This is a genomic window from Pedobacter sp. GR22-10, assembly GCF_026239715.1.
In the GTDB taxonomy this organism is placed as follows: domain Bacteria; phylum Bacteroidota; class Bacteroidia; order Sphingobacteriales; family Sphingobacteriaceae; genus Pedobacter.
The window spans coordinates 343,798-366,033 of record NZ_JAPIVR010000001.1 but is presented as its reverse complement, the minus strand read 5'-3'; the positions used below and the strand labels follow the sequence as shown (position 1 = coordinate 366,033).

General features: G+C 41.5%; 13 protein-coding genes. 4 read left to right on the top strand and 9 right to left on the bottom strand.

The window, feature by feature from the left end:
- Nucleotides 1–10 precede the first annotated feature (10 nt).
- Nucleotides 11–2,011, top strand: coding sequence for a RagB/SusD family nutrient uptake outer membrane protein (locus OQX64_RS01555; RefSeq protein ID WP_265817248.1), 2,001 nt, complete (start codon nucleotides 11–13; stop codon nucleotides 2,009–2,011).
- A 305-nt stretch (nucleotides 2,012–2,316) separates the two neighbouring features.
- Here OQX64_RS01555 and OQX64_RS01550 read toward each other — a convergent pair whose 3' ends face one another.
- The 9 genes from OQX64_RS01550 to OQX64_RS01510 all read right to left on the bottom strand — a co-directional run bounded on the left by OQX64_RS01550 (nucleotide 2,317) and on the right by OQX64_RS01510 (nucleotide 17,136).
- Nucleotides 2,317–3,567 carry a glycoside hydrolase family 28 protein gene (locus tag OQX64_RS01550; RefSeq protein WP_265817246.1) on the bottom strand — a complete coding sequence of 417 codons (1,251 nt, stop codon included), beginning with the start codon at nucleotides 3,565–3,567 and terminating at the stop codon, nucleotides 2,317–2,319.
- Nucleotides 3,568–3,587: 20 nt separating this feature from the next.
- Nucleotides 3,588–6,353 (bottom strand): glycosyl hydrolase, encoded by a 2,766-nt coding sequence (locus OQX64_RS01545; protein ID WP_265817244.1) that lies wholly within the window; start codon nucleotides 6,351–6,353, stop codon nucleotides 3,588–3,590.
- A gap of 10 nt (nucleotides 6,354–6,363) precedes the next feature.
- A complete protein-coding gene (gene rhaM, locus OQX64_RS01540) occupies nucleotides 6,364–6,672 on the bottom strand; it encodes an L-rhamnose mutarotase (RefSeq protein ID WP_265817243.1) in 309 nt (102 codons plus the stop codon).
- 51 nt (nucleotides 6,673–6,723) lie between these two features.
- On the bottom strand, nucleotides 6,724–9,171 hold the full coding sequence (locus tag OQX64_RS01535) for a glycoside hydrolase family 31 protein (protein WP_265817241.1): 2,448 nt from the start codon (nucleotides 9,169–9,171) through the stop codon (nucleotides 6,724–6,726).
- Between the two features lie 31 nt (nucleotides 9,172–9,202).
- Nucleotides 9,203–10,330, bottom strand: a complete 1,128-nt coding sequence (locus OQX64_RS01530; RefSeq protein ID WP_265817240.1) for a glycoside hydrolase family 88 protein — start codon at nucleotides 10,328–10,330, stop codon at nucleotides 9,203–9,205.
- A gap of 99 nt (nucleotides 10,331–10,429) precedes the next feature.
- Nucleotides 10,430–13,336, bottom strand: a complete 2,907-nt coding sequence (locus tag OQX64_RS01525; RefSeq protein WP_265817238.1) for a sugar-binding domain-containing protein — start codon at nucleotides 13,334–13,336, stop codon at nucleotides 10,430–10,432.
- A gap of 256 nt (nucleotides 13,337–13,592) precedes the next feature.
- A complete protein-coding gene (locus OQX64_RS01520; RefSeq protein WP_265817237.1) occupies nucleotides 13,593–14,387 on the bottom strand; it encodes a rhamnogalacturonan acetylesterase in 795 nt (264 codons plus the stop codon).
- Nucleotides 14,388–14,463: 76 nt separating this feature from the next.
- The gene (locus OQX64_RS01515; RefSeq protein ID WP_265817236.1) at nucleotides 14,464–15,231 is read right to left on the bottom strand and encodes a rhamnogalacturonan acetylesterase; all 768 of its coding nucleotides are present in this window, start codon (nucleotides 15,229–15,231) and stop codon (nucleotides 14,464–14,466) included.
- Nucleotides 15,232–15,288: 57 nt separating this feature from the next.
- Nucleotides 15,289–17,136, bottom strand: a complete 1,848-nt coding sequence (locus tag OQX64_RS01510; protein WP_322974914.1) for a rhamnogalacturonan lyase — start codon at nucleotides 17,134–17,136, stop codon at nucleotides 15,289–15,291.
- Between the two features lie 384 nt (nucleotides 17,137–17,520).
- Here OQX64_RS01510 and OQX64_RS01505 point away from each other — a divergent pair, with 384 nt between their 5' ends.
- The 3 genes from OQX64_RS01505 (at nucleotide 17,521) to OQX64_RS01495 (ending at nucleotide 22,164) form a co-directional block, all read left to right on the top strand.
- The gene (locus tag OQX64_RS01505) at nucleotides 17,521–19,521 is read left to right on the top strand and encodes an alpha-L-arabinofuranosidase C-terminal domain-containing protein (RefSeq protein ID WP_265817234.1); all 2,001 of its coding nucleotides are present in this window, start codon (nucleotides 17,521–17,523) and stop codon (nucleotides 19,519–19,521) included.
- Between the two features lie 20 nt (nucleotides 19,522–19,541).
- Entirely contained in the window at nucleotides 19,542–21,083 is a 1,542-nt protein-coding gene (locus OQX64_RS01500; RefSeq protein WP_265817233.1) for an alpha-N-arabinofuranosidase, read from the top strand.
- A 145-nt stretch (nucleotides 21,084–21,228) separates the two neighbouring features.
- Nucleotides 21,229–22,164, top strand: a complete 936-nt coding sequence (locus OQX64_RS01495) for a glycoside hydrolase family 43 protein (RefSeq protein WP_265817232.1) — start codon at nucleotides 21,229–21,231, stop codon at nucleotides 22,162–22,164.
- Nucleotides 22,165–22,236 lie beyond the last annotated feature (72 nt).

Genomic DNA, 22,236 nt, shown 5'->3' with positions numbered 1-22,236 from the left:
CCAAAATAACATGAAAAAGATTATCAATATATTATCAGGAATGGCCCTGTTAAGCGGGTTAATGATTTTACCAACCTCCTGCAAAAAAAGCTTTTTAGACGAAGAGGTCATCAATTCACACAATACCTCTGATTTTCAAACCGCGCTGGGTCTTGATGGCTTAGTGATCGGGATGTACCAGAGTTTAAAGTTTCATTTCAACTATACCTGGGCTTACACCACCACCAATTATGGTGTAGATGAATTTACGGTTGGTGGAGACCGCACAGAACAAATGTTTAACTCTTACGATGGAAATTTAAACTCCCTTTCCGGCGATGTGGCAGCCGTTTGGGATAATATGTATGGCAGCATCAACTCGGCTAACATTGTTATTAAAAATGTGCCGGTTTACTACGACGGTGCCAATAAAAATACCCGTTTGGGTGAAGGCTATTTTATGCGCGCCTTTGATTATTTCAAACTGGTTAAACAGTTTGGTGCAGTGCCCTTAAAACTTGAACCTTCTGAAGTTATACAGGAAGAGTTTACCAGAAGCCCGGCAAAAGATGTTTATGCCCAGATTATACTGGATTTTACAAAAGCCTATGATCTGTTGCCTGCCACCGTTACGGAAACCGGCAGAATTTCAAAAGGGGCAGCCGCACATTTTTTAGCAAAAGCATACCTTTTCCGTGCCAGTGAAATTAACAATGCCTGGAACAGCGACACCAAAACAGCCGATTTACAAAATGCCATTAAATATGCCGACCTGGTGATCAACAGTGGTAGTTATACACTTGCCACGAATTTCAGTGATTTATGGAACTTCACTACAGTGGATGGAGCCAATGAAACCAACAGGGAAGTGATTTTGGCTGCGCAATTTTCCAATAACATTACCACGCAGGGCCGTTATGGCAATCAAATCCATTTATATTATCCGTCCGTGTATCAAACACTTCCGGGCATGGTACGTGACCTTGCTGGTGGACGTGAATTTCAGCGATTAAAATCTACAGATTATGCTTTGGATGTTTTTGACCGGGTAAATGATTCCAGATTCTGGAAAAGCTTTAAAACAAGATATGTATCCAATAATCCGGCGAGTGCACCAAAATGGACCGCTGCAACAGCACCCACGCCTGCCCAAGTGGGCCAGGCTAAATTTGCCGGAGGAGAAGAAGCTGTTTTGTATATTGTGAATGATGCCGGTGATACACGATACACTCCACTTGTTGCCAATGCCAATAACCCGCTTCCAACTGACATTGGTCGACGCAAACCAAGTATGTTTGTGCGGTATTTTGCGGGCCAGCCACAAAGCTATTTAAATGCACATGGCAACTACGGTGTGAGCCAGTTTGTCGCTTTATCTAAATTTATGGATGGCTCCAGGAATCTGGTGGCTTCTCAATTTGGACAGCGGGATGGTATTCTGGCCCGTTTAGCCGAAACCTATCTCATTGCAGCGGAGGCTTACGGACGGTTGGGCCAGTATGCACAAGCCCTTCCTTATTTAAATAAAGTAAGAGACCGCGCTGCTTATAAAGATGGTGAAAACCGGGAGAGTTATGTTGACGGAGGCATTTCATATAAAACAAACCCGGCTACAAATGCCACAGCCCTTTCATCCTATTCGGATAAAAACACCTATTTTGAATCGAATAACATTCCGGTTACCTCTGCCAGTACCTTAACTTCCATGCACTTAAACAGTGATGGAGATATCTTTAATTCTAACAGAGAATTTTTTGATAAAATCGGGGCAACTGCTCAGAGCGATAAATTTATTGCCTTCGTATTAAATGAACGATCGAGAGAATTAATGGGTGAGCTTCAGCGATGGGAAGATCTGGCCCGTACCAAAACATTGGTGGCCCGAACAGCTGCATTTAACAGTGAAGCGAAACCGATTGAAGGTAAACATTATTTAAGGCCGGTTCCGCAGTCGTTTCTGGATGTGATTAAAAACAACGGAAGTGCACTAAGCCCTACGGAAAAGCAGGCCATGCAAAATCCGGGCTGGTAATTCAAATACACTTTGTTTAGTTGATAGGGAGTATTATTGATTTGAAATGCGGGTTAATACTCAGACTTCATCTATTGATTGTTTTCATCTACTGGTTGGTGTCTCACCAACCAGTTTAAATGTATTAATCATTTTTTTCGGTTAGTAAGACACCAAACGATAGCATTCTTGCCATGCTCTGACTATTTTTCATCTACTGGTTGGTGTCTCACCAACCAATTTAAATGTATTAATCATTTTTTTCAGTTGGTGAGACACCAACCGATAGCATTCTTGATACGCTCTAACTATTAGATACTTCGCATTTAATGAACTATCGCTTTTCCATTCACCATCACATTTTCAAATTGCACGTCTTCATACTTATTCTTAAGCACCGGATTTGAAGTGATGACCTCAACATTTATGAAGCTAAAATCCGATACCTGATCCAGTGGATTACCCTGCATTACTCCAAACTTTGTGCTCTTCACTTTGATATTGGAGACTTTAATGTTTTTAATGATGCCAAAGGGTTTTGCTTCAGTTCCTCCTAAATCAAAAAACTGACTCCAAGAGTTTAAATCAATCACTGAACCACAAGTTCCTGTGATGTGATCGATAGTGATATTTTCAAATACCTGGAAGGTATCTCCACGCATTTTAAATTTTAAGATGGGACAATTATTTTCCATCACACAATTTTTCATTGTAATGTTTTTGGCATGGATGCACTCGCTCCCAATGGTCAGCGTGGCATGTGAAGGACCAAACCTGCAGTTTTCAATCAGCACATCCTCTACTATTCCATTTTGTGGCAACTGATGTGCCGTAGGACCTTTTCCACCCTTAATCACAATGGCATCATCATTTACGGAGATGTAGCAGTTCCTGATTGTAACACGCTTACAAACATCGAGATCTATACCATCAGAACTGGGTGCAGGAATGGGTTTAAAAGGCGATTGAATGTTGGTATCTTCCACCAATACGTCATTACACTGGTACAGATGGGTTGTCCAGAAACCCGAATTGCGCAACTGTACCTGTTGAATTTTAACATGATCGCTCTTCCAGATAAAGATTAACCTTGGTCGGCTGACTTCGAGATTATTTGACGTTTTACCCAATTTTTTCATTTCCTCCCGATGTGCCCAAAAGGTTTTCCAAAATTTCAATCCATTGCCATTGATGGTACCGGGCCCTTTTATGCTAAATCCATCTACACCATAGGCATTGATCAGGGCTGCATAATAATCCAAACTTTGCCCTTCCATTCGGGAAGGAATAAATGGATAATCCTTTATCTCATCCGAACCTTTTAACACCGCCCCTTCCTGCAACACTAAACTGGTTTTTTGCTTAAAAAACAATGCCCCGGTTAAATAAGTTCCTTTGGGGATAACAATCACCCCACCACCTTTTGCAAAGGCTTTATCAATTACTTTTTGAATCGCCCGGGTTTGAATGACCGTACTATCTGACCTTACACCGTAATGCAAAATATTATATTGCTGCGCCTTTACCGGACGTAAAAAAGCAGTAAGCAAGGCAAGTATGTATAAAGATTTCATCATATTTAAAAAATAACCTTAATTTATGGGTAGGGTGTAATCATCACCGGACCGATTAAACCGGAAGGCATTACAGACCAGTTCGAAGCGTCAAAAGGTTTGTAATCAATGTTTACGAAATTGATTTCATGATAATTGCGCCATGGAATTTTCCTGATATCCATATCCCTTATCCGGTTAGCCATCAGGTTTACCACTTCAATTTTAATGGTATTATTTCCTGCTTTTAAATACTGACCTATACGGGCTTCAAATGGAATGCTCCACAATATCCCGACTTCCTTTTCATTGATCCATACTTTTGCACTTTCATTTACCTGCCCAAGGCTGAGCACATATTCTTTAGCCGTTTTCGATGGTAAATTAAAATGACTGGTGTACAAACCTGTTCCGGAGAACACGGCAAGTTCAGGGTCTTTTAAGTCTGTCCAGGAAATTAATTTATTCAATGTTTGATCTGCCGGAAGTACTGGTCCACCCGTCGTAAAATGCAGTGTCCATGGCTGGGTGATCAAAATAGGTTTCCCTCCTTGATCAAGATAGTTCCAGGCTAAATTTTGAGTATGCCTGGCAGAAACATTCAGGAAAAGCGATTGCCCCGATTTGATCTGCACCCGAACCTGATTGCCTTTCATGGTACCCGAACCAATTGATCCGCTTTGCGGATCCATGATCACCACCTCACCCACTGTATTAACTGGCAAATCAGTGTCTATGTCTTTTGCCGTATGGTTCACCAGGTAATAATAAGTATCGCTGTTATTTTTTCGCCGGATGAATTTCAAACCTATATCTGTCAGTGTTTCACGGTTAATGTGGCGTTGCAACAGTGCGCGCCTCACATCCTGAGCTAAAATCATTTCTCCTTTTCCGGTTTTAAAGCTTGAAAGGCCATTTCCATCTGGTTGAAAGTTCAAGCTGGCCAATGCCAATTTCAGCTTCGCTCTTCTGTTTTCCAGGTCATTCAACCCCGGAACATCTGTTGGCAATTGCTGAAAAATAACCGTTGCACCTTTGTTCGCCAATTGAATAATATGATTCAAAGTTTCTAGGTTCATCAGTTTACTTTCTGGAATGATGAGTACTTTATAAGGGGATGCATTTTCTGAAGTTTGCAGCAAGTGGCCAGTGGCCTTTGTTCGAATTAACACCCGGTCAGAAGCAAAATCGTATGCATAACCAGTTTTCGATAGGTCTTTAGCCAGTTGGTAAAAAGCGGTTGGATGCAACCATTCATCTACATCGTGTACTTTCAGTGGCATATCCAAACCCTTCGCCTTATTCCATACATCATAAACTGGCCAGTAAATCAATAATTCATTATCGGGTTTTCCAGATTGCAGGATGGATTGACACCGGGCAATGTATTGATTAAGCCCATTGGCATGCGGCCACAAACTATTATTGGGATTCATTTCCACAGACGCATAAAACAACCATCCCGGCCAAGGTATATCTTTTGGAGAGTTGGTGGTACCATGGTAGAAGATATGATTAACACCTGATAAAAACAGTTGCTCGGCCTCGGGTTTACACTGTGAATAGGAGGTTTTAAAATGCTCAGTCAGCCAGGTAAACGTTTCAGAAGACACCAGTGTTTTGCCATTGGTATGCGCTGCTGAGGCCGCAAATTTACTCATCACCGGGTCAGGATCTACATTTCTGATATCTGCCGCATCTCTGCGCAAACCCGGAATATCGAAGTGACTTGACCCAAAGGTTTCCGTTTCGGGAATATCCACGGCACCATAAAGATCAAGCAGATTACCCGGTGAACCGTGCGATTGATTTTTAGTCATTGATTTTAAGCCATGTGCCCAATTGGTCCAGTTTTTAGTAAAGTTATGGAGCAACAGCTCGTCCATTGTTTCCCGGTAATCTGATTTTAAACGGGCGATATTTTCATCTGTACTATCCTTACCGGCAAGCTCCTTAAGGTGTTTTTCAAGTGCGTAACCCCTGTTTTTTTTAAATTCAATAAAAAAATCCGGGGTCCAGGTGGCGCCATACACTTCATAGCTATCATTGAAAAAAGACCTGATGCCTTGTGGTTGATGATGGAAAGCTTCCGTGAATCGCTTCAGATATACATCAACAGATTTCCGATCCAGGTGATCGAGTGTAAAACCCTCTCCGCCCGGAGCAGCACGCTTGACTAATTGCCTTGTTTTTCCAGAAAAAGCAGCATCAATATTCCACATGCCTGATTTTGGCGACCAGGATACAGTATTATCTTTTTGAAGAAAAGGAAGCAGGTTTTCTGTTTCACCATTGGGACCATAAGCTGTTAAAGCTTGTAAGCGGGCAAAATCCTGCTTTTCTTCCTTAACCTTTATGGGGCCAGGCAGTTGCTCACCAGCATTCAGTTTATAATCCTGAATAATCAGTTTGCTTGCGGCATATTCCGGTTTAATTTGGGGTCCGCCAAAGGGCCATCCTGTTCCGGTATTCATATCTACGCCCATTCCCAGCAGATTTGCTTGTTTTACTGTGTAATGCAAGGCATCTATCCAGGCGGGTGAAAGAAATTGGAGGTACTTTTTTTCGAAACCCACGGCACCGTATATGGGCGTGATTTCTACCCCACCTAAACCAGCTGCAGCATATGCTTTTAAAACATCATCAAGATTCTGGTTATCAACGGCATTTCCCATCCACCACCACCTGGTCCATGGCTTCATCTGCTTTTCCACTTTAGGCCAGCCCACCATTTTTTTTGCAGGCAATTGTGCTTTCACATTAGTCAAAAGGGTAATGGCAGCCAAAAGTAATGTAAAGAATCTTTTCATTTTATCAGACTTAGTCGAAGTGAAATACCATGGTTAAGGGCTGCGATATGGGCGAGTGATCCGGATTCGTTTCCATAATATCTGCCATATAAGCCCACCATTTCTGAACAATAGCCGCACTTCCAAGGTCTTGTGATGAATTTCCGTTCTGCTGCTGTACTGCAAATAAGGTATTGGTTTCTTCATCTAAAAAGATAGAATAATCACTTACTCCGTTTTCTTTTAATAATGCAGACAATTCAGGCCAGATTTCATCATGGCGTTTTTTATATTCATCCGCAAAACCGGATTTCAGTTTCATTTTGAATGCAATTTTCATTTCTATTTGTCTAAATTTCGTAAGGTGAATCCTCTATCTAAAAGGTTTAACTTAATTTATCTTCAGGACAATATCCTCTTCATTATTGCCAATTGATTTGATCCAAAGGATTTTATTTTTTTGATCATAATACCACCCTGCGCTTTCATCCAGCTGACCTGCGTTTTTTACCGCATCCACATTACTGGCATTTTCAGAAACTGCCTTTGGGGCCATATTATTATTCCAGTGGATTTTGGCCAGGTAACGGTGTGCTGCAGATTTAAATGTTCCGGAGGGCTTTGCGATTTTCAAAACCAAAGCATTATCAGTTAATGAAGAAGTAATTTTGGTTAGGGCAAAATTTCCGGTTTTATATTTTGCGCTTAGGTTATCATCCTCGTAAAATTTATAGTTCGATTCTCCATGAGGAAAAACATCTAGAGTCATCACATCAACAGGCTTTTCACCGGTATAAATCATTTCCGGCTGCATAGGAATAATAGCGCCTGCCTTCACAAAAAGCGGTATGGTATCTAATGGTGCCACGACGTGATGATAGCTTTTGCCTTCATACTTTTCTCCTGTCCAATAATTAAACCATGTTCCTTCCGGCAGGTATACGGATCTGGTAATGGCACCTTTGGTAGTTACCGGTGCCACCATCAGGTGATCGCCCAACATATACTGATCGCCGATTTCATATACATTTTCATCATCCTGGTCATTCAGCACCAAAGCCCGCATCATGGGTAAACCTGTTTCGTATTGCTGGTGCATGCTGGTGTACAAGTACGGGAATAAACGGTAACGCAAAAGATCATACTTTTTAAAATTCCTCAGGGCATCTTCACCATAATTCCAGGGTTCTTTATAACCCGGATGATCCATTCCAAAAACCAATGCAATCGGACTAAACATGCCAAACTGTACCCAGCGGATATATAGCTCTGGATCGGCCTGGTGCTCAAATCCACCCATACAATGTGCCCATAAACCTACGCCTGAAAGACTAACATTTAAACCGGCTTTAATTACAGGCGCAAAATACTGCCACTCACTTGGCCAGTCGCCGGCAAAAATGTAAGGGTAACGCTGGATACCGGAATAACCTTCGCGGGTTTGGTTTAGCCCCCTGAAACCATTAAATTTTTCAAATTCCAAAAAGGGTGCCTTAGCATAAGCTATTGGAAAAACATTGTGTAAGCGTTCAGCATCCTGTCCTACAGGCCCAACCTTTTCGCTTTCATTGGCCAAAGCGCCAAAAGCACTCCCTTCATCTGTTTTAAGAAATTTTGCACCTAAATTAGCCACACGCATCACGCCGTTTTCCCACCACCATTGCGTTGCCTTTTCATCAAAGAAGTTCACAAACTCCCCGGGCTTTCCATGCTCCGGATAGGTATAACCTTTGGCCCGGGCCTGATCAAGTAAATTTAACTTTTTTGCATTATCAAACCGCGGACGAAGATGTAAGCCTACCATTTTATAATTCATGGCATAGAGGCTGTCGAACATTCCTTTGGGATTTTTAAAAGTTTCCCTCCACTCAAAAGAAGTAGCTCCTTTACCGCCGGTTTCTCCGAACAACCTCCAGGTAGAGTCCAGCCAGAGTAAATCGACCGGAATACCTAATAACCTGTACTTTTTGGCTAGTTCAATCACATATTGATCGGATGTTTTTTCTTCATGCCCCCAGGTACCACCACTATACGTACCAGCATGCAGGCCTAAGGCAAACTGCGGCAACATCGGTGATTTTCCGGTTATGGCGGTATAAGCATTTAAGATAGCCGGAAAGGTTGGTCCATAAATAAAGTAATAATCCAGTTCGCCATCAGCTGCGTTAAATGTATATTGATTTTTATTTGTGGCGCCCATATCCCAGGTGGTGGCAAAAGAATTGTGCATAAAAATGCCATAACCCTTGGTACTCATCAAAAATGGTATCGGGCAATAGTTGGCTTCTAAAATATTATAGGCCCCGATGGCATGTGGCAAACCTTTTCCACGCCCAACATTTAAGGTCAGTTTTTTGAAGCGGCGATCCATGAAATCCATGCGTTCCCCAAAACCAAAGAAATGCTCATCAGCCTGAAGTTTTTTGATTACACCAACCTCCGTATTGTTTTTAACCATTGAACCACCACTTTCAGCTATAAGTATTTTTCCTTTTAAATCAGAAACATCTATCTTAAACGGACTTTTATTGATCCTGATTTTCAACTTGGCAGTAGTCAATAAGAAATGATCTTTCTGCTCTACTACTTTAGTGCTCACATTTTCCCAATCGTATTTAATGACCATCAGGTTTTCATTAGGCTCAAACTTTCCATTCCAGCTGGTTCTGATCCTGAACATTCCTGGTGTACATAAATCAAGTTTAACCACACCATTGGTCATGTTCATGGAAATCGAATTACCCTGCCTTTTAAAGGCATTTTTGTAATCGCCGATGGTTTGTCCAAAAACAACAGTCGACAAAAACATCAATAAAAGGGTAAAAAATTTATTCAACATGGTGATTATTTTGGAATTTTACAGGCTTACTTTATTTTTTTATTTTATAAACTTCGGTGCCCGCCAACAGGAAGCAACCTAAACCATAATCCTCAAAATCAGGTGTATGGGTGAAGTTTACCGGTTGTCCGTCTTTTGGTTCTTTTCCTGTTCCCTGTACATAGCCCAAAACTCCATTTGGATGAACGGCATCTTTCGCCATGGCATTCCAGGCTTTGGTAATCACGGGCAGATAAGTTTCTTGATCTAAAATGCCCTGATTTACCCCCCAGGCCATGCCATAAGTAAATAAAGCTGTACCAGATGTTTCCTTTCCGCCAAAATGATTGGGATCATGCAGACTTACATTCCAGAAACCATCAGCACGTTGCAAAGGCACCAAAGCTTTAATCATTTCGTGATAGGTTTTTAAATATTCCGCATAGCCAATGGCATCTTTAGGCATCGTTTCCAACACCCGAACCAGGGCTGCCACTACCCAGCCGTTTCCACGCGACCAGTAACAGTTTGCCCCATTTGGTTCTTTGTACGGTGGGACAAAATCCTTATCCCGCCACCAGAGTCCATCTTTTGCATGGTACAAACCACCACCTTCTACGTTTTTGCTGTGGAGATACATTTTGTACATGTGTTCATAGTAAGCCGTGTCATTATAAACTTTACCTAATTTTGCAAATACCGGCATGGCCATTTGCAAAGCATCAATCCAGGTCCAGTCTTTCACCTTATTCGATAAAATCATCAAATCCATTGAGGCTTTAATGTCTCTGATGCGTTCTGGTTTTTTATCGATGTTGTACAGATCAATATAGGTTTGTCCGCAGGCCTGGTTATCGGCATCGCGGGTTTTAACGCCATCCCTCAATCCCCATTGATGTTTATCACCCCATTGAACGGCATAATCATAATAAGTTTGATCAGGATAAATCTGATACAAAGCCATTAAACCTTCGTAATAAACCGCCCTTGTCCATAGATTACTGGGTCTTTCCTTATTGGTGATGATTGATTTACCGGCATCAGGCCACTTATGCATAAAGTAAGCATTGGTAGATTTCAGGGCTTTCAAAATGGCTTTCTTTTTGGGCAGTTTCTGCGCAAAAATGAGCTGACAGGATAAGCCCATCAGTAAGGCAAAGCAGCATATAAATTTCTTCATGTCAACATATTGGTTAGTGTTTTCAATGCAATGGAATCTTTCGCGCCTTTTTACTTCAGGCTTAAGGCTGATTCATTTTCTGCAATGTCATTTCTTATTTTAATTTGTTTTTGATTTTGGCTTTAATTCATCGGGACTATCCTTTGTAAAAGTATCAAACTGAATTTTGGATGGACTTTCAAAAATGTCTTTCACCTTCTCAAAGGCAACTTCATATTTTGGGTTAAATTTATCTGACATCATGTATTGCTGCAAGCTAAAATACAATTGTTGGGCTGCAGGTACATCTTTTAAATCAGGTGATAGGTTTGCACTGGAAACCATAAGCTTCCCCTTGCCTACTTTCGCTTCCATTACTAAGGCTAACCTCCGGTTTAAAAACCAAGTATCGATTGGCTGGATAATCGGCCTGAATCCTGAAGGAAAATCTTCAAGGTTCATCACCTGTGCCTTATTTACAATTTCCCACCATTGCATATCACTGTGATTTTCAGTAGGGAAGTTTTCAAAAGCCGGATGTTTAGGATCGCAAAGAATACCTAAAGTATGCGGTGGACGCATCTTAAACCAGGAAGTATTCCAGAAAACTGGCAGGAAAGTTTGAACCACTTCCTTCCCTTTTACCACTTTGCCTGCCGCATTTAAAAATACATTTCCGCCTTCGTCCAGTATTTTCCTGGCCTTTTCATCCAATTCGTCTGTATAATAGACATTGGTTTTCAATTGCGGAAGTGTGACCGGATAAACCCAGAAATTCCAGTCGTTGGCAAATTCAGTACCTTCAATAGATACCTCCAGGTTAATATGCGTGGCCTTTTGAATGGCTTTTAATGGAAAACGGATATCGCCTACCTGAATGCAGTTGCCAATGGGTAATGTCCTTCTGCCAAATTTCCCTTTGCCCAAAACAGCACCCGCGTCGTTTTTAATGGTCCATAAAATGTTTGTATTTACCAAAGGTACCTTGCCGAAATGAGCCACTTCTACGGCCGCATCCAAACTTTCTGCATTGGTATAGACAAACTGCAGAACCTTCAGTAACGGAACCGTACTGTTAGAAAAACGTTTAAAAGCTTTTGCCGTAATGTATCCCTTTTCATCCCAAAAAGCATCCAATACTCCAACTAAAGCCGTTCCCTGTCCGGGATAATCATTTAATGATAATAATTGGTAGCCGTTGTAATTGGGTGTTCTCAACGCTTTCTCGATTTCATTTTTATAACACAGTGCCTGCAATTTGCCCGAAGCCATTAAGAAATCCTTTGCCTGATTGGCCATATCATGATCGGCTAAATCTTCCTGAAACATTTCAAAGTTCTTCGCCCGGTAAACGCCGGTATATTTTTTTATTTCTTCAAAATCCGGGAACGCACAGTACTGTCCCATTTCATGTGCCACAAACGGAACGGTAAATTGTTCAATCTGTTTGGCATAAGTAGACATGCTTTCCGGCTTTTTAGCCCAGTCCAAACCTCTTGCCCCCGCCCTAACCATAAATTCATTGTTTGGAATGACGGGCCAGCTTCCGCCAACCGAAGCACCGGTATACAGTCGGCGTGAATCTTTCGCTTTCCAGTAGTTATTGAATTTAGTTAAGTATTCTACCTGCCGGCCCCGAGGTTCGTTGCCGTAAGCCATCATACAAAAAGAAGCATAATTGCCATAGCTCTTGGTCATCCGGTTGGTTTCATCATAAATGAACTGATCAATAGGCTTTCCTTCACCAATAGAGGTACCATGATTGGCCCAGCTTGGCCCTTCAGGCTGCAAATAAAAGCCTGTTAAATCTGCCGCAATAAAAGCAGCTTCGGGCGGGCACCAGGAATGAAAACGCATATGGTTTAAGCCATGTGCTTTCGAAATTTTAAAAATTCTCTCCCAGGCCGCCACATCCATGGATGGGTAACCCGTGAGCGGAAATTCGCAGTTGTTTACGGTTCCACGCAAAAAAACCGGGCAACCATTGATTTCAAAATTTCTACCTACAGCTTTGAATTCACGCATCCCGAATTGAATTTGTTTTTCATCTCTTTTACCGTCATCAGCGAGCAATGTCGCAGTCAAGCGGTATAGTGCAGGATCAAATTCATCCCATGTTGCGATTTTATTGCCCATGGGTAAGTCAATTTCCAGTAACTCAGTTCCGTTTTTGAGCTGATAAGGCACCTTAACCGACTTTACCTTAAGGATATTTTTAGTGTTGAAACTTTTGGCTGATAAGGTGATTTGACCATTTGAAGCAAGCTTATTTCCTGATTTTAGCTCGATCTTAACTTTTACAATTTTGTTCTTCAGATCAGGATAAACCTGAATGTCCTCAAAATAAACCGGTGAGCCAGCCTGCAGAAACATTTTGCCTACTACCCCATTCCAGTTACCCTGTGTATGATCCGTGAGGCTATGCGAGTCCTGCCCTACGTTAATGGCTTTGATTCGATTATCAATTAAAAGTGTAAGGGTATGTTTGCCTGGCTTAAGGTGAGCCGGAAGTTCAAAATTTTGCGCCACCACAAAAGTATATTGTGTGCCGATTTCCACATCATCCAGCCATACACGGGTTTCTGAGTGTGGATATTCCAGTGATAAAATCACTCTTTTACCTTTCCAGTTTGCCGGAATGTCTACATCTTTTTGGTACCAGGCAGCACCGGTATAATGCTTAGCTGGTGTAAGCCAAAATGGAATTTTGATGTTTCCGGGTTGGCGATATTTCTCCAACCGGGGATGGAAAAAATAAGAGCTGTCGTAAATACTTCCCGTCCATTTTGTTTTTAAAGTAATATCATCTCCTTTAAGGTTTTCGGCCATCGAACCAGGCAAATTAATCGATTCCGGTAAGGTTGATGAATACCATTTTGCCAGGATGCCTTCATCACCGGCATCTGTTTTAAACCTCCACTTTCCCTGTAGTGAAATGGTTTGCGCAGAAGCCGCTATTGAATATATAGAGATGAAGCAAAATGCTGCAATAAACCACTTCAAGGATAAAAATCTTTTTATTTGCATAATTTTTAAGCGAAATAAATGCAAAAGCATTCGGTATATCTGGTTAAAGCCACTATTATAGGATTAAAAATACAACCGGGCAACCTGTAGTGTCCTGCTTAAGAAGAATGATCCTGTTAGAAACGTTTAAATTGGGTTTATGGCTTCTGTAAAATATTTGCGATGCGATGAATAAGGTTAGAAGCAGCTCAGAGCTTTGCCAGTTTTAATATGGTTTTCATTTTATCTATCAGGTTTGGTGTCTCAACAAAAAGAATCATTTCAAATACCTTTTTAACTGATTTAATTTGAGCGTCCTAACGCCTTCAGCAACCAGGGATGCATTTAATTTTGCGCCTTCTTCATTGGTATGGGTATGGTCTTTTTCTGTGAAAAACATTTGCACTTGCGTTGCTGATAATTTTGCGTATTTATCCTTGATCAATTGATTTAAAGGAATAAAACCGATCTTTTCTGCATGAGCCACCTCTTGTGCCCAATCGGCATATGGATCATTAACCAATACCACTTTTCCATCTCTTAACGGATTCCTTGGGATAGCAGAACATATTATTGCGATAGCCCCTTTTGCCTTAATATCATCAATAAATTTACGCAGGTACCAGCCATAAGTATACACTACTTCTTGCTTTTGCTTTATGGGATTGTAGATATTTTTGCTTTCCATTCCAATCCCTTTAATGGTTCCGCGGGCTCGTGCCGTATCGTCAAGCGGACTGCTGTCATTGTGCCCAAACTGCATCATCACAACATCACCTTTCTTAATTTTAGCCAGCACAGGTGCCCATAAACCATTGGTTTGGAAGGTTCTGCTGCTTGTTCCGCCAAGGGCATCATTTTCTACATTAATTTTATCCGTATCAAAAAAATCACTGATAAAACTTCCCCAGCCCCACAAATCACCATCTCCTTTCCCCTTTCCGTTTTTCACAGTAGAATCACCAATTAAAAATAGCGTTGGCTTTTCCGGTTGTTTTAACGTGATACAGGAAGAAATGATGATGCAGGCAGCCAATAAGATGAAGCATAAGGATGTTTTGTTTGATTTCATTGATGTAATTTTTCTTTTCTGGAATGATGATAGAGTTTTGTTTTATAAGGGTGCAGATTTATAAGCGTGCTGCTTGCTATAAAAGATAGTTTTTCAATGTACATTTTTTTAATGCTTTAATCCCTTTTACTACTGATTGCGCATTTAATTTAGCCCCTTCCAGATTGGTATGGGTATGGTCGCCAGGAAAAAAAGATTTTACTTTTTCCGGTCCCAGGGCATCATATTGATCTGCCACGATTTTATTCAGATCTATAAAGTAAGCGTTTTCCTCTTGTGCCACTGTTGCGGCCCATTTCCCAAAATCCTGATCGGCACGAAGCACTTTTCCGTTTTTAAATTCATTTCTGGGGATCATGGAAACCACAATGGGTATTGCTCCTTTGGCTTTTGTATCGCGAATAAATTTGCGAATGTACCAGCCATAGGTGTGCACAGTTTCTGCCTTTCCATCTGGCCAGGTCAATATTTTTGTCTCTTCGCCTGTGCCTTTTAAAACACCTCTTCTACCTGCTTTTGTAGTATCGGGGATGCTTCCATCGTTGTGACCAAATTGCATGGTTACAAAATCTCCCGGCTTCAGGCTCTCTAAAACCTTATCCCATCTTCCTTCAGATAAATAAGTCCTGGTACTTCTTCCGGCCATGGCATTATTTTCCACATGGATTTTTGTGGTATCGAAAAGTGCGGCGATTGGTGTGCCCCAACCCCAGGTTTCCCGGTTCAGATTCCGAACGGTAGAATCGCCGATCATATGCAAGCTAGGCTTAACCGGTTTGATAAAAGCAGCTGAAACCATTAGAATGGCAGCCGTAAAAAGTAATTTTAAGGTTGTTAATTTCATTTGATCTTATTTATTCAGGTTAAGCCATTCTAAAAGTAAAAATATGCTAACCGCATGTTACTTTTTAGGTTCTACCAATACGATATGAGGTTTTGGTGCCATTTTCATTCCATGACCGAAATAAAACCCTGTATGTGGTGGCTGGTTATAGCCTACATTTTGCCAGGCAATACTCAACCGGTATTGTGGATCATGCATTAAGGTATAATTCCGGTATTCAGTTGGAATGGTTGTGGTGTAAATCCGAAGGCTTTGATTGTCGGCAGCGCGAAGGATCAGTTCCTCACGCCAGTCGCCGAGGATATCTGCACTCAGTACCGGCGTAGCCTTAGTGCCGTTATTGGCCAGTGCACCATCAGCAGTTAAAAGCCTACCATAGTTATATTTATCAATGTGGTTTCCATCTAAAAGTTCGCGCGAAAGATCGGCATCCCAATAAATTAAAAAATTGGCTGATTTTGGTTCCTCACCAATCCTGTTTCCCTTAATATCAAACAAGCTGTTTGAACCCGTCCACCACATTTGTGCCCCCGTACGGCTATTGTCAATGTTATCGGCCACGCCTCTGCCCACATCCTGATCATCAGCTCCATGCCATAAAATTTCGCCAGTTTGGGCATCATAAAGTGCGGCCCCCGGACCTTTTGTACCTTCTTCAATTTCATGCACACCAAAAACCTCCAGTCCGGGCCGTTCAGGGTCAAGATCAGTAACATGCATCGCATCCCCATGTCTTAAACCAGTGGTATATAAACCTTTGCCATTGTCATCAACACACATAGCACCGAATACGATTTCATCTTTTCCATCATGATCTACGTCTGCAACTGTCAGGTTATGATTTCCCATTCCAGAATAAGGATTTGCTCCATTTTTCGTATCAAAAACCCACCTTGAGCTTAATTTTCCATTTCGCCAGTCCCATGCTGCCAATACTATTCTGCCATAATAACCACGCCCCATCACCACACTGGGATGAATACCATCTAAATAGGCAATGCAAGCCGTAAACCGGTCTACCCTGTTACCGGAGTGATCATTTTTTCCATTTCCGCCTTTGCCACCCCAGGCACCAATATTGCCCCGGCCAGGAATGTAGGGAGTTGTAGCCAAAGCCGCTCCTGTTTTGCCGCTGAAGATGGTGAAATATTCGGGACCTTCCAGTATTTTACCCTCAGGGTTGCGGTAATCTTTGTTGGCATCACCAATCACTTTTCCTTTTCCGTCTACTGTTCCATCTGCAGTTTTACAGGCAAATTCTGCAAGGCCATCGCCATCTAAATCGTAGACCATAAACTGGGTATAATGTGCACCTTCGCGAATGTTTTTACCCAGGTTAATTTCCCATAAAAATGTACCGTCTAATTTATACGCCTGAAAAATCGGGGGGTCTGTAAATCCATCCGAAGCATTGTCGCGGCTACGACCTGTTTGGTGCAAGATGATTTCATATTCACCATCACCATCCAGGTCGCCAACAGATGCATCATTAGGCGTATAACCTGCAGGGGTTTTTAACGGGACAGTTAAATATTGCCGAACAGGTGTGTTAGCGGCCAGGGTAAATGCCTGGCTTGCGCTTTGTTCAAGTCCTTTAATGATCGGTTTTACAACATAATGTCGGTCTGAACCGGTATTCACATTCGTATCAGTAAAATTGGTGCCCTGGCTTAATGGATGGGGATTTAGTTTTTGCTCTGTTTCATTTCCCGATTTGGCATAAAGATTAAAGGCAATGTCGTCCGGATCGGTTCCTAAAATCCGCCAGCTGACGAAAACAGCATTGGCACTTTTCCTCACCGCAACTAATCCACGTCCTAAATTTTCCATCTGGCGTTGTGCAAGCGTATTCACGGTAAAAAAGAAGATAAAGGACAGTAAAAAGCAACCTGTTTTATTAAGCATAATGATTCTTATATTTAGGTTATCGGTTTTCGCAGCAGGCTTTAATATAAACATCAGTAAAAAATATACCCAAATTTACATGTTGATAACATAGAATTCCTGGTGCAAATCATTTGAGCACCTTCTTTTTCAAACTTAAAGCATTCATTCATCATTCGTATCCTGTGGTATCCTGTTTATTCCGGGATACCTGAAGGCAAATCATCTGGCCGATTGCTGCAGTTTAAAAACTTTACAATAGCTTTGGCTGCAATATTCATCCTGAAATCATGCCTGTTTGAATCATTATCCAGTACAATTATTACAGAAAATAATCGTATACATAACGTTTATTATCCTAAATATTTTACTTTTACATTTAGAACAGACCAGATATTAAACCCAATGAAATTAAGTACCACATTAAAAAGCATTCTATATACCTGCATTTCCGCTTCATTCAGTATCATAACCATTCCGCAAACCTCAAAAGCACAAACCACCACCATGGTTAAAGTTAAGGTTGATCAACCTATAGCAAAAGTTCAGCCTAATATGTGGGGTGTCTTTTTCGAAGACATCAATTTTGGTGCTGATGGGGGTATTTATGCCGAACTCATTAAGAACAGATCATTTGAATTTACCAAACCACTAATGGGCTGGACCGTTCAACGCAAAAAAGCGAACGAAGGAGAGATTCTGGTTGTCAACCGGAAAGAGGTTAATTCCGCCAATCCACGGTATATTCAAATCAACAATGAGGGTGGTGTTTTTGGAATCACGAATGAAGGTTTTAAAGGCATAGGCGTGAAGAAAGGGCTTAAGTATCATTTCTCTGTGATGTATCGCCAAATGACACCTGGTGTAAAGTTGCGCCTGCAGCTTTTAGGCGCTAATAATGAAGTCATTGGCGAAGGCGAAATGACTCCGGCAAATAGTGGTGCGGAATGGCAAAAACAAGCTGCAGGTTTTACCGCCACCCAAACAGATCCAAAAGGAAAATTCGCTATTACTTTTGAAGGAAAAGGTAGGATTGATTTAGATATGATTTCCCTGTTTCCGGATGATACCTGGAAAAGCCGTCCGCAAGGTTTGCGCTCGGATATGGTACAGCTTTTGGCCGATATGAAGCCTGGATTTATCCGCTTTCCGGGTGGCTGTATTGTAGAAGGAACAGACCTTGCTAACCGCTATCAATGGAAAAATACCATCGGCCCCATCGAAGACCGGAAAATGATCATCAACCGCTGGAACACTGAATTTGCAAACCGTGCCGCTCCGGACTATTTTCAGAGTTTTGGTTTGGGTTTCTTTGAATATTTCCAGCTGGCAGAAGATATTGGCTCAGATGCCCTGCCCATTTTAAATTGTGGTATGGCCTGCCAGTTTAATTCGGGCGAGGTGGCAGCGCTGGATGAGCTGGATCCTTATGTACAGGACGCGCTAGACCTGATTGAATTTGCCAATGGTGATGTAAATACCAAATGGGGAAAGAAAAGAGCTGATCTGGGTCACCCGAAACCTTTTAACCTTAAAATGATGGGCGTTGGAAACGAAAACTGGGGGCCACAGTACCTGGAGCGATTAGCCATCTTCACCAAAGCCATCAAAGCAAAATACCCTGATTTCAAAATCATTAACAGTTCAGGAACAGATCCTGAAGGTGATCGTTTTGATTTGCTCAATACAACCTTAAGAAAAAACAAAGCTGATTTTATTGATGAACACTATTATCGCCCGGCAGATTGGTTTTTGAAAAATGCAGGCCGCTATGACAATTATCCAAGAAACGAAACCAAAGTTTTTGTAGGAGAATACGCTGTTCACGCCAATCAGGATTATGTGGGCAGCAACCGCAATAACTGGCAAAGTGCACTGGCATCTGCATCATTGATGACTGGCCTGGAAAGAAATGCCGATGTGGTTCAGATGGCCTCTTATGCCCCACTTTTTGCGCATATTGATGCCTGGCAATGGGCACCTGACATGATTTGGGTGGATAATCTCAGGTCTTACGGCACACCGGATTATTATGTGCAGAAGCTTTTTTCCACCAACAAAGGTACGGATGTAGTTGCCATTACCCTGGATGGAAAAAACATCACCGGCCAGGACGGACTTTACGCTTCATCTGTGATAGACTCAAAGAAAAAAGAACTGATCATTAAAGTTTCAAATAGCTCTGGTCAGCCAAAGATGATAGATTTTGATCTGGAAGGAAAAAGAAATTTGAAAAATAAAGGTACCGTAGAAGAAATGGCCAGTACCAATCTAAACCAGCTCAATTCTTTCACTGATCCTGAAGCCGTTAGCCCTAAAATATCAGCGATAAAAATTAAAGATAAGAAACTGATTACCAACCTGAAACCCTACTCATTCAACGTTTTCAAGATTCCGTTTAATTAATCATCCTAACCAAATATCATATGAAAAAGACACTTCTCTCCATAGCATTGCTTTGCAGTGCTATGTTTTCCGGTGCACAAACAGAAACCCTGCTCAGCATTAAGCCGGCGGGTGATCAAACCGTGAGCAGGCATATTTACGGCCATTTCTCTGAGCATTTAGGCCGGTGTATTTATGATGGTTTCTGGGTGGAGGAGAATTCTACCATTCCGAATAAAGGCAGAATCAGACTGGATGTGGTTGAAGCTTTAAAAAAAATTAAAGTGCCTAATTTGCGGTGGCCTGGTGGCTGCTTTGCCGATGAATACCATTGGAGAGATGGCATTGGCCCCAGAAATCAACGCCCGAAAATGGTCAATACCAACTGGGGTGGCGTAACGGAAGACAATAGTTTCGGTACCCATGAGTTTCTGGATCTCTGCAAAATGCTGAATTGTGAACCTTACATCGCCGGTAATGTAGGTAGCGGAACGGTAGAAGAAATGGCCAAATGGGTTGAATATTTAAATTTTGACGGCGTGAGCCCGATGACAGCCATCCGCAAACAAAATGGAATGGAAAAACCCTGGAAAGTAGCCTTCTGGGGCGTTGGAAATGAAAGCTGGGGATGCGGTGGTAACATGACAGCGGATTATTACAGTGATTTATATAAAAGATATGCCACCTATGCCAGGGATTATCCCGGGGCGCCCTTAAAGCGCATCGCCAGTGGCGCCAATGCTGAAGATTACAACTGGACAGAAACCTGCATGAAAAATATAGGTGCGGGCAGAATGTGGGGACTTACCCTTCACTACTATACCCTACCTACAGGAAACTGGAATGCCAAAGGCTCTGCAACAAAATTTGATGAGGAACAATACTTCAATACCATGAAAAATTGTTTACGCATGGAAGAAATTGTCAGTAAACATGCCGCCATTATGGATAAGTACGATCCGAAAAAGAAGGTGGCCCTGGTGGTAGACGAATGGGGAATCTGGACGGATGTAGAACCCGGTACAAACCCTGGATTTCTCTACCAGCAAAATAGCTTGCGCGATGCCCTCGTAGCGGGTACCACCCTGAACATTTTCAACAATCATTCAGACCGGGTGAAGATGGCTAACCTGGCCCAAACTGTAAATGTATTGCAGGCACTGATTCTAACCGAAAAAGACAAAATGCTGCTCACGCCTACCTACCATGTATTCGATTTATATAAAGTACATATGGATGCAAAGTACCTGCCAATTCAATTTACCAGTCCGGATTATACCTTAGGCGATAAAAAAATGGCGGCCTTGAATGTTTCCGCTTCTCAGGATTCTACCGGTGCCGTTCATATTTCACTGGTTAACCTGGATCCAAAAAATAAAATCTCGTTAAACACCAATCTGGGTAATTTGAAATGGAAAACTGTAACCGGACAAATCCTAACTTCAGCGCAGCTAACGGATGTGAATACCTTTACCGCAGCCAATAAAGTTATAAATGCAAAATTTAACGGTGCTAAAAAATCAGGAAATATGCTTAAAGTAGAATTGCCTGCAAAATCGGTAGTGGTTCTTGAATTAAAATAAAATGAGGGATAATAGCATCAAGATTACCTTTTCTATATTCGCCATTCCTCACCAGGTTAAGGTCCAAACTATTTATGATACGAGCAGATCTGACCAAACACTAAAAGTCAATGTTATTTTAAATAACCAGCAGCTGTTTTAACAGATGAGAAGATTATTTCATATCACAATACTACTCTTCTGCACACTTTATAATGTTCAGGCACAATCAAAAAAAGAGGTTTACCTGTTCGCCTATTTTAAAAATAACGGCCAGGATGGTTTGCACCTGGCCTATAGCCATAATGCCTATCAATGGACCGCTTTAAAGAATGATTCATCTTTTTTAAAACCTGCCGTAAGTAAAGATAAGTTAATGAGAGACCCTTGTATCATTCGTGGTGCAGATGGATTATTCCATATGGTGTGGACGGTAAGCTGGAAAGATAAAGGAATTGGTTATGCCAGTTCAAAAGATCTTATCCATTGGAGTGAACAACAATTTATTCCGGTCATGATGAAGGAAGAAGGTACCAGAAATACCTGGGCACCAGAAATTACGTATGACAGCGACACGAAAAACTATATGATCTACTGGGCATCTACTGTAACCGGAAAATTTACGGAGACGGCTTCTGCCAGGGAAGATGCATATAACCATAGAATATATTATACCACCACGAAAGATTTTAAAACTTTTTCTGAAACCAAACTGCTTTATGATCCTGGGTTTAATGTCATTGATGCATCCATTATAAATGATCAGGGAAGATTTGTAATGTTTTTAAAAGATGAAACTCCTGAACCGGTACAGAAAAACATTAAAGTGGCTTATGCAGATCAGCTTACAGGCCCCTATTCAAGGGCGGGCGAGGCAATTACCGGAAATTACTGGGCCGAAGGGCCTACCGCAATAAAGCTGGGAAAAAATTGGCTGGTGTATTTTGATAAATACCGCGATCATCAGTATGGCGCTGTCTTATCATCTGATTTAAAAAACTGGAAGGATGTTTCCGATCAGATTGCTTTACCAAAAGGATTAAGACATGGAACGATTTTAACCATCAAACAAAAGGAACTTAACAGATTGCTGAAACAGTAACTTCAATTTTAAAAGCCTAAAAATTGGCAGAACTTTGCAAGTTCTAAAACCGATTGTTGTTCTACATTTAAA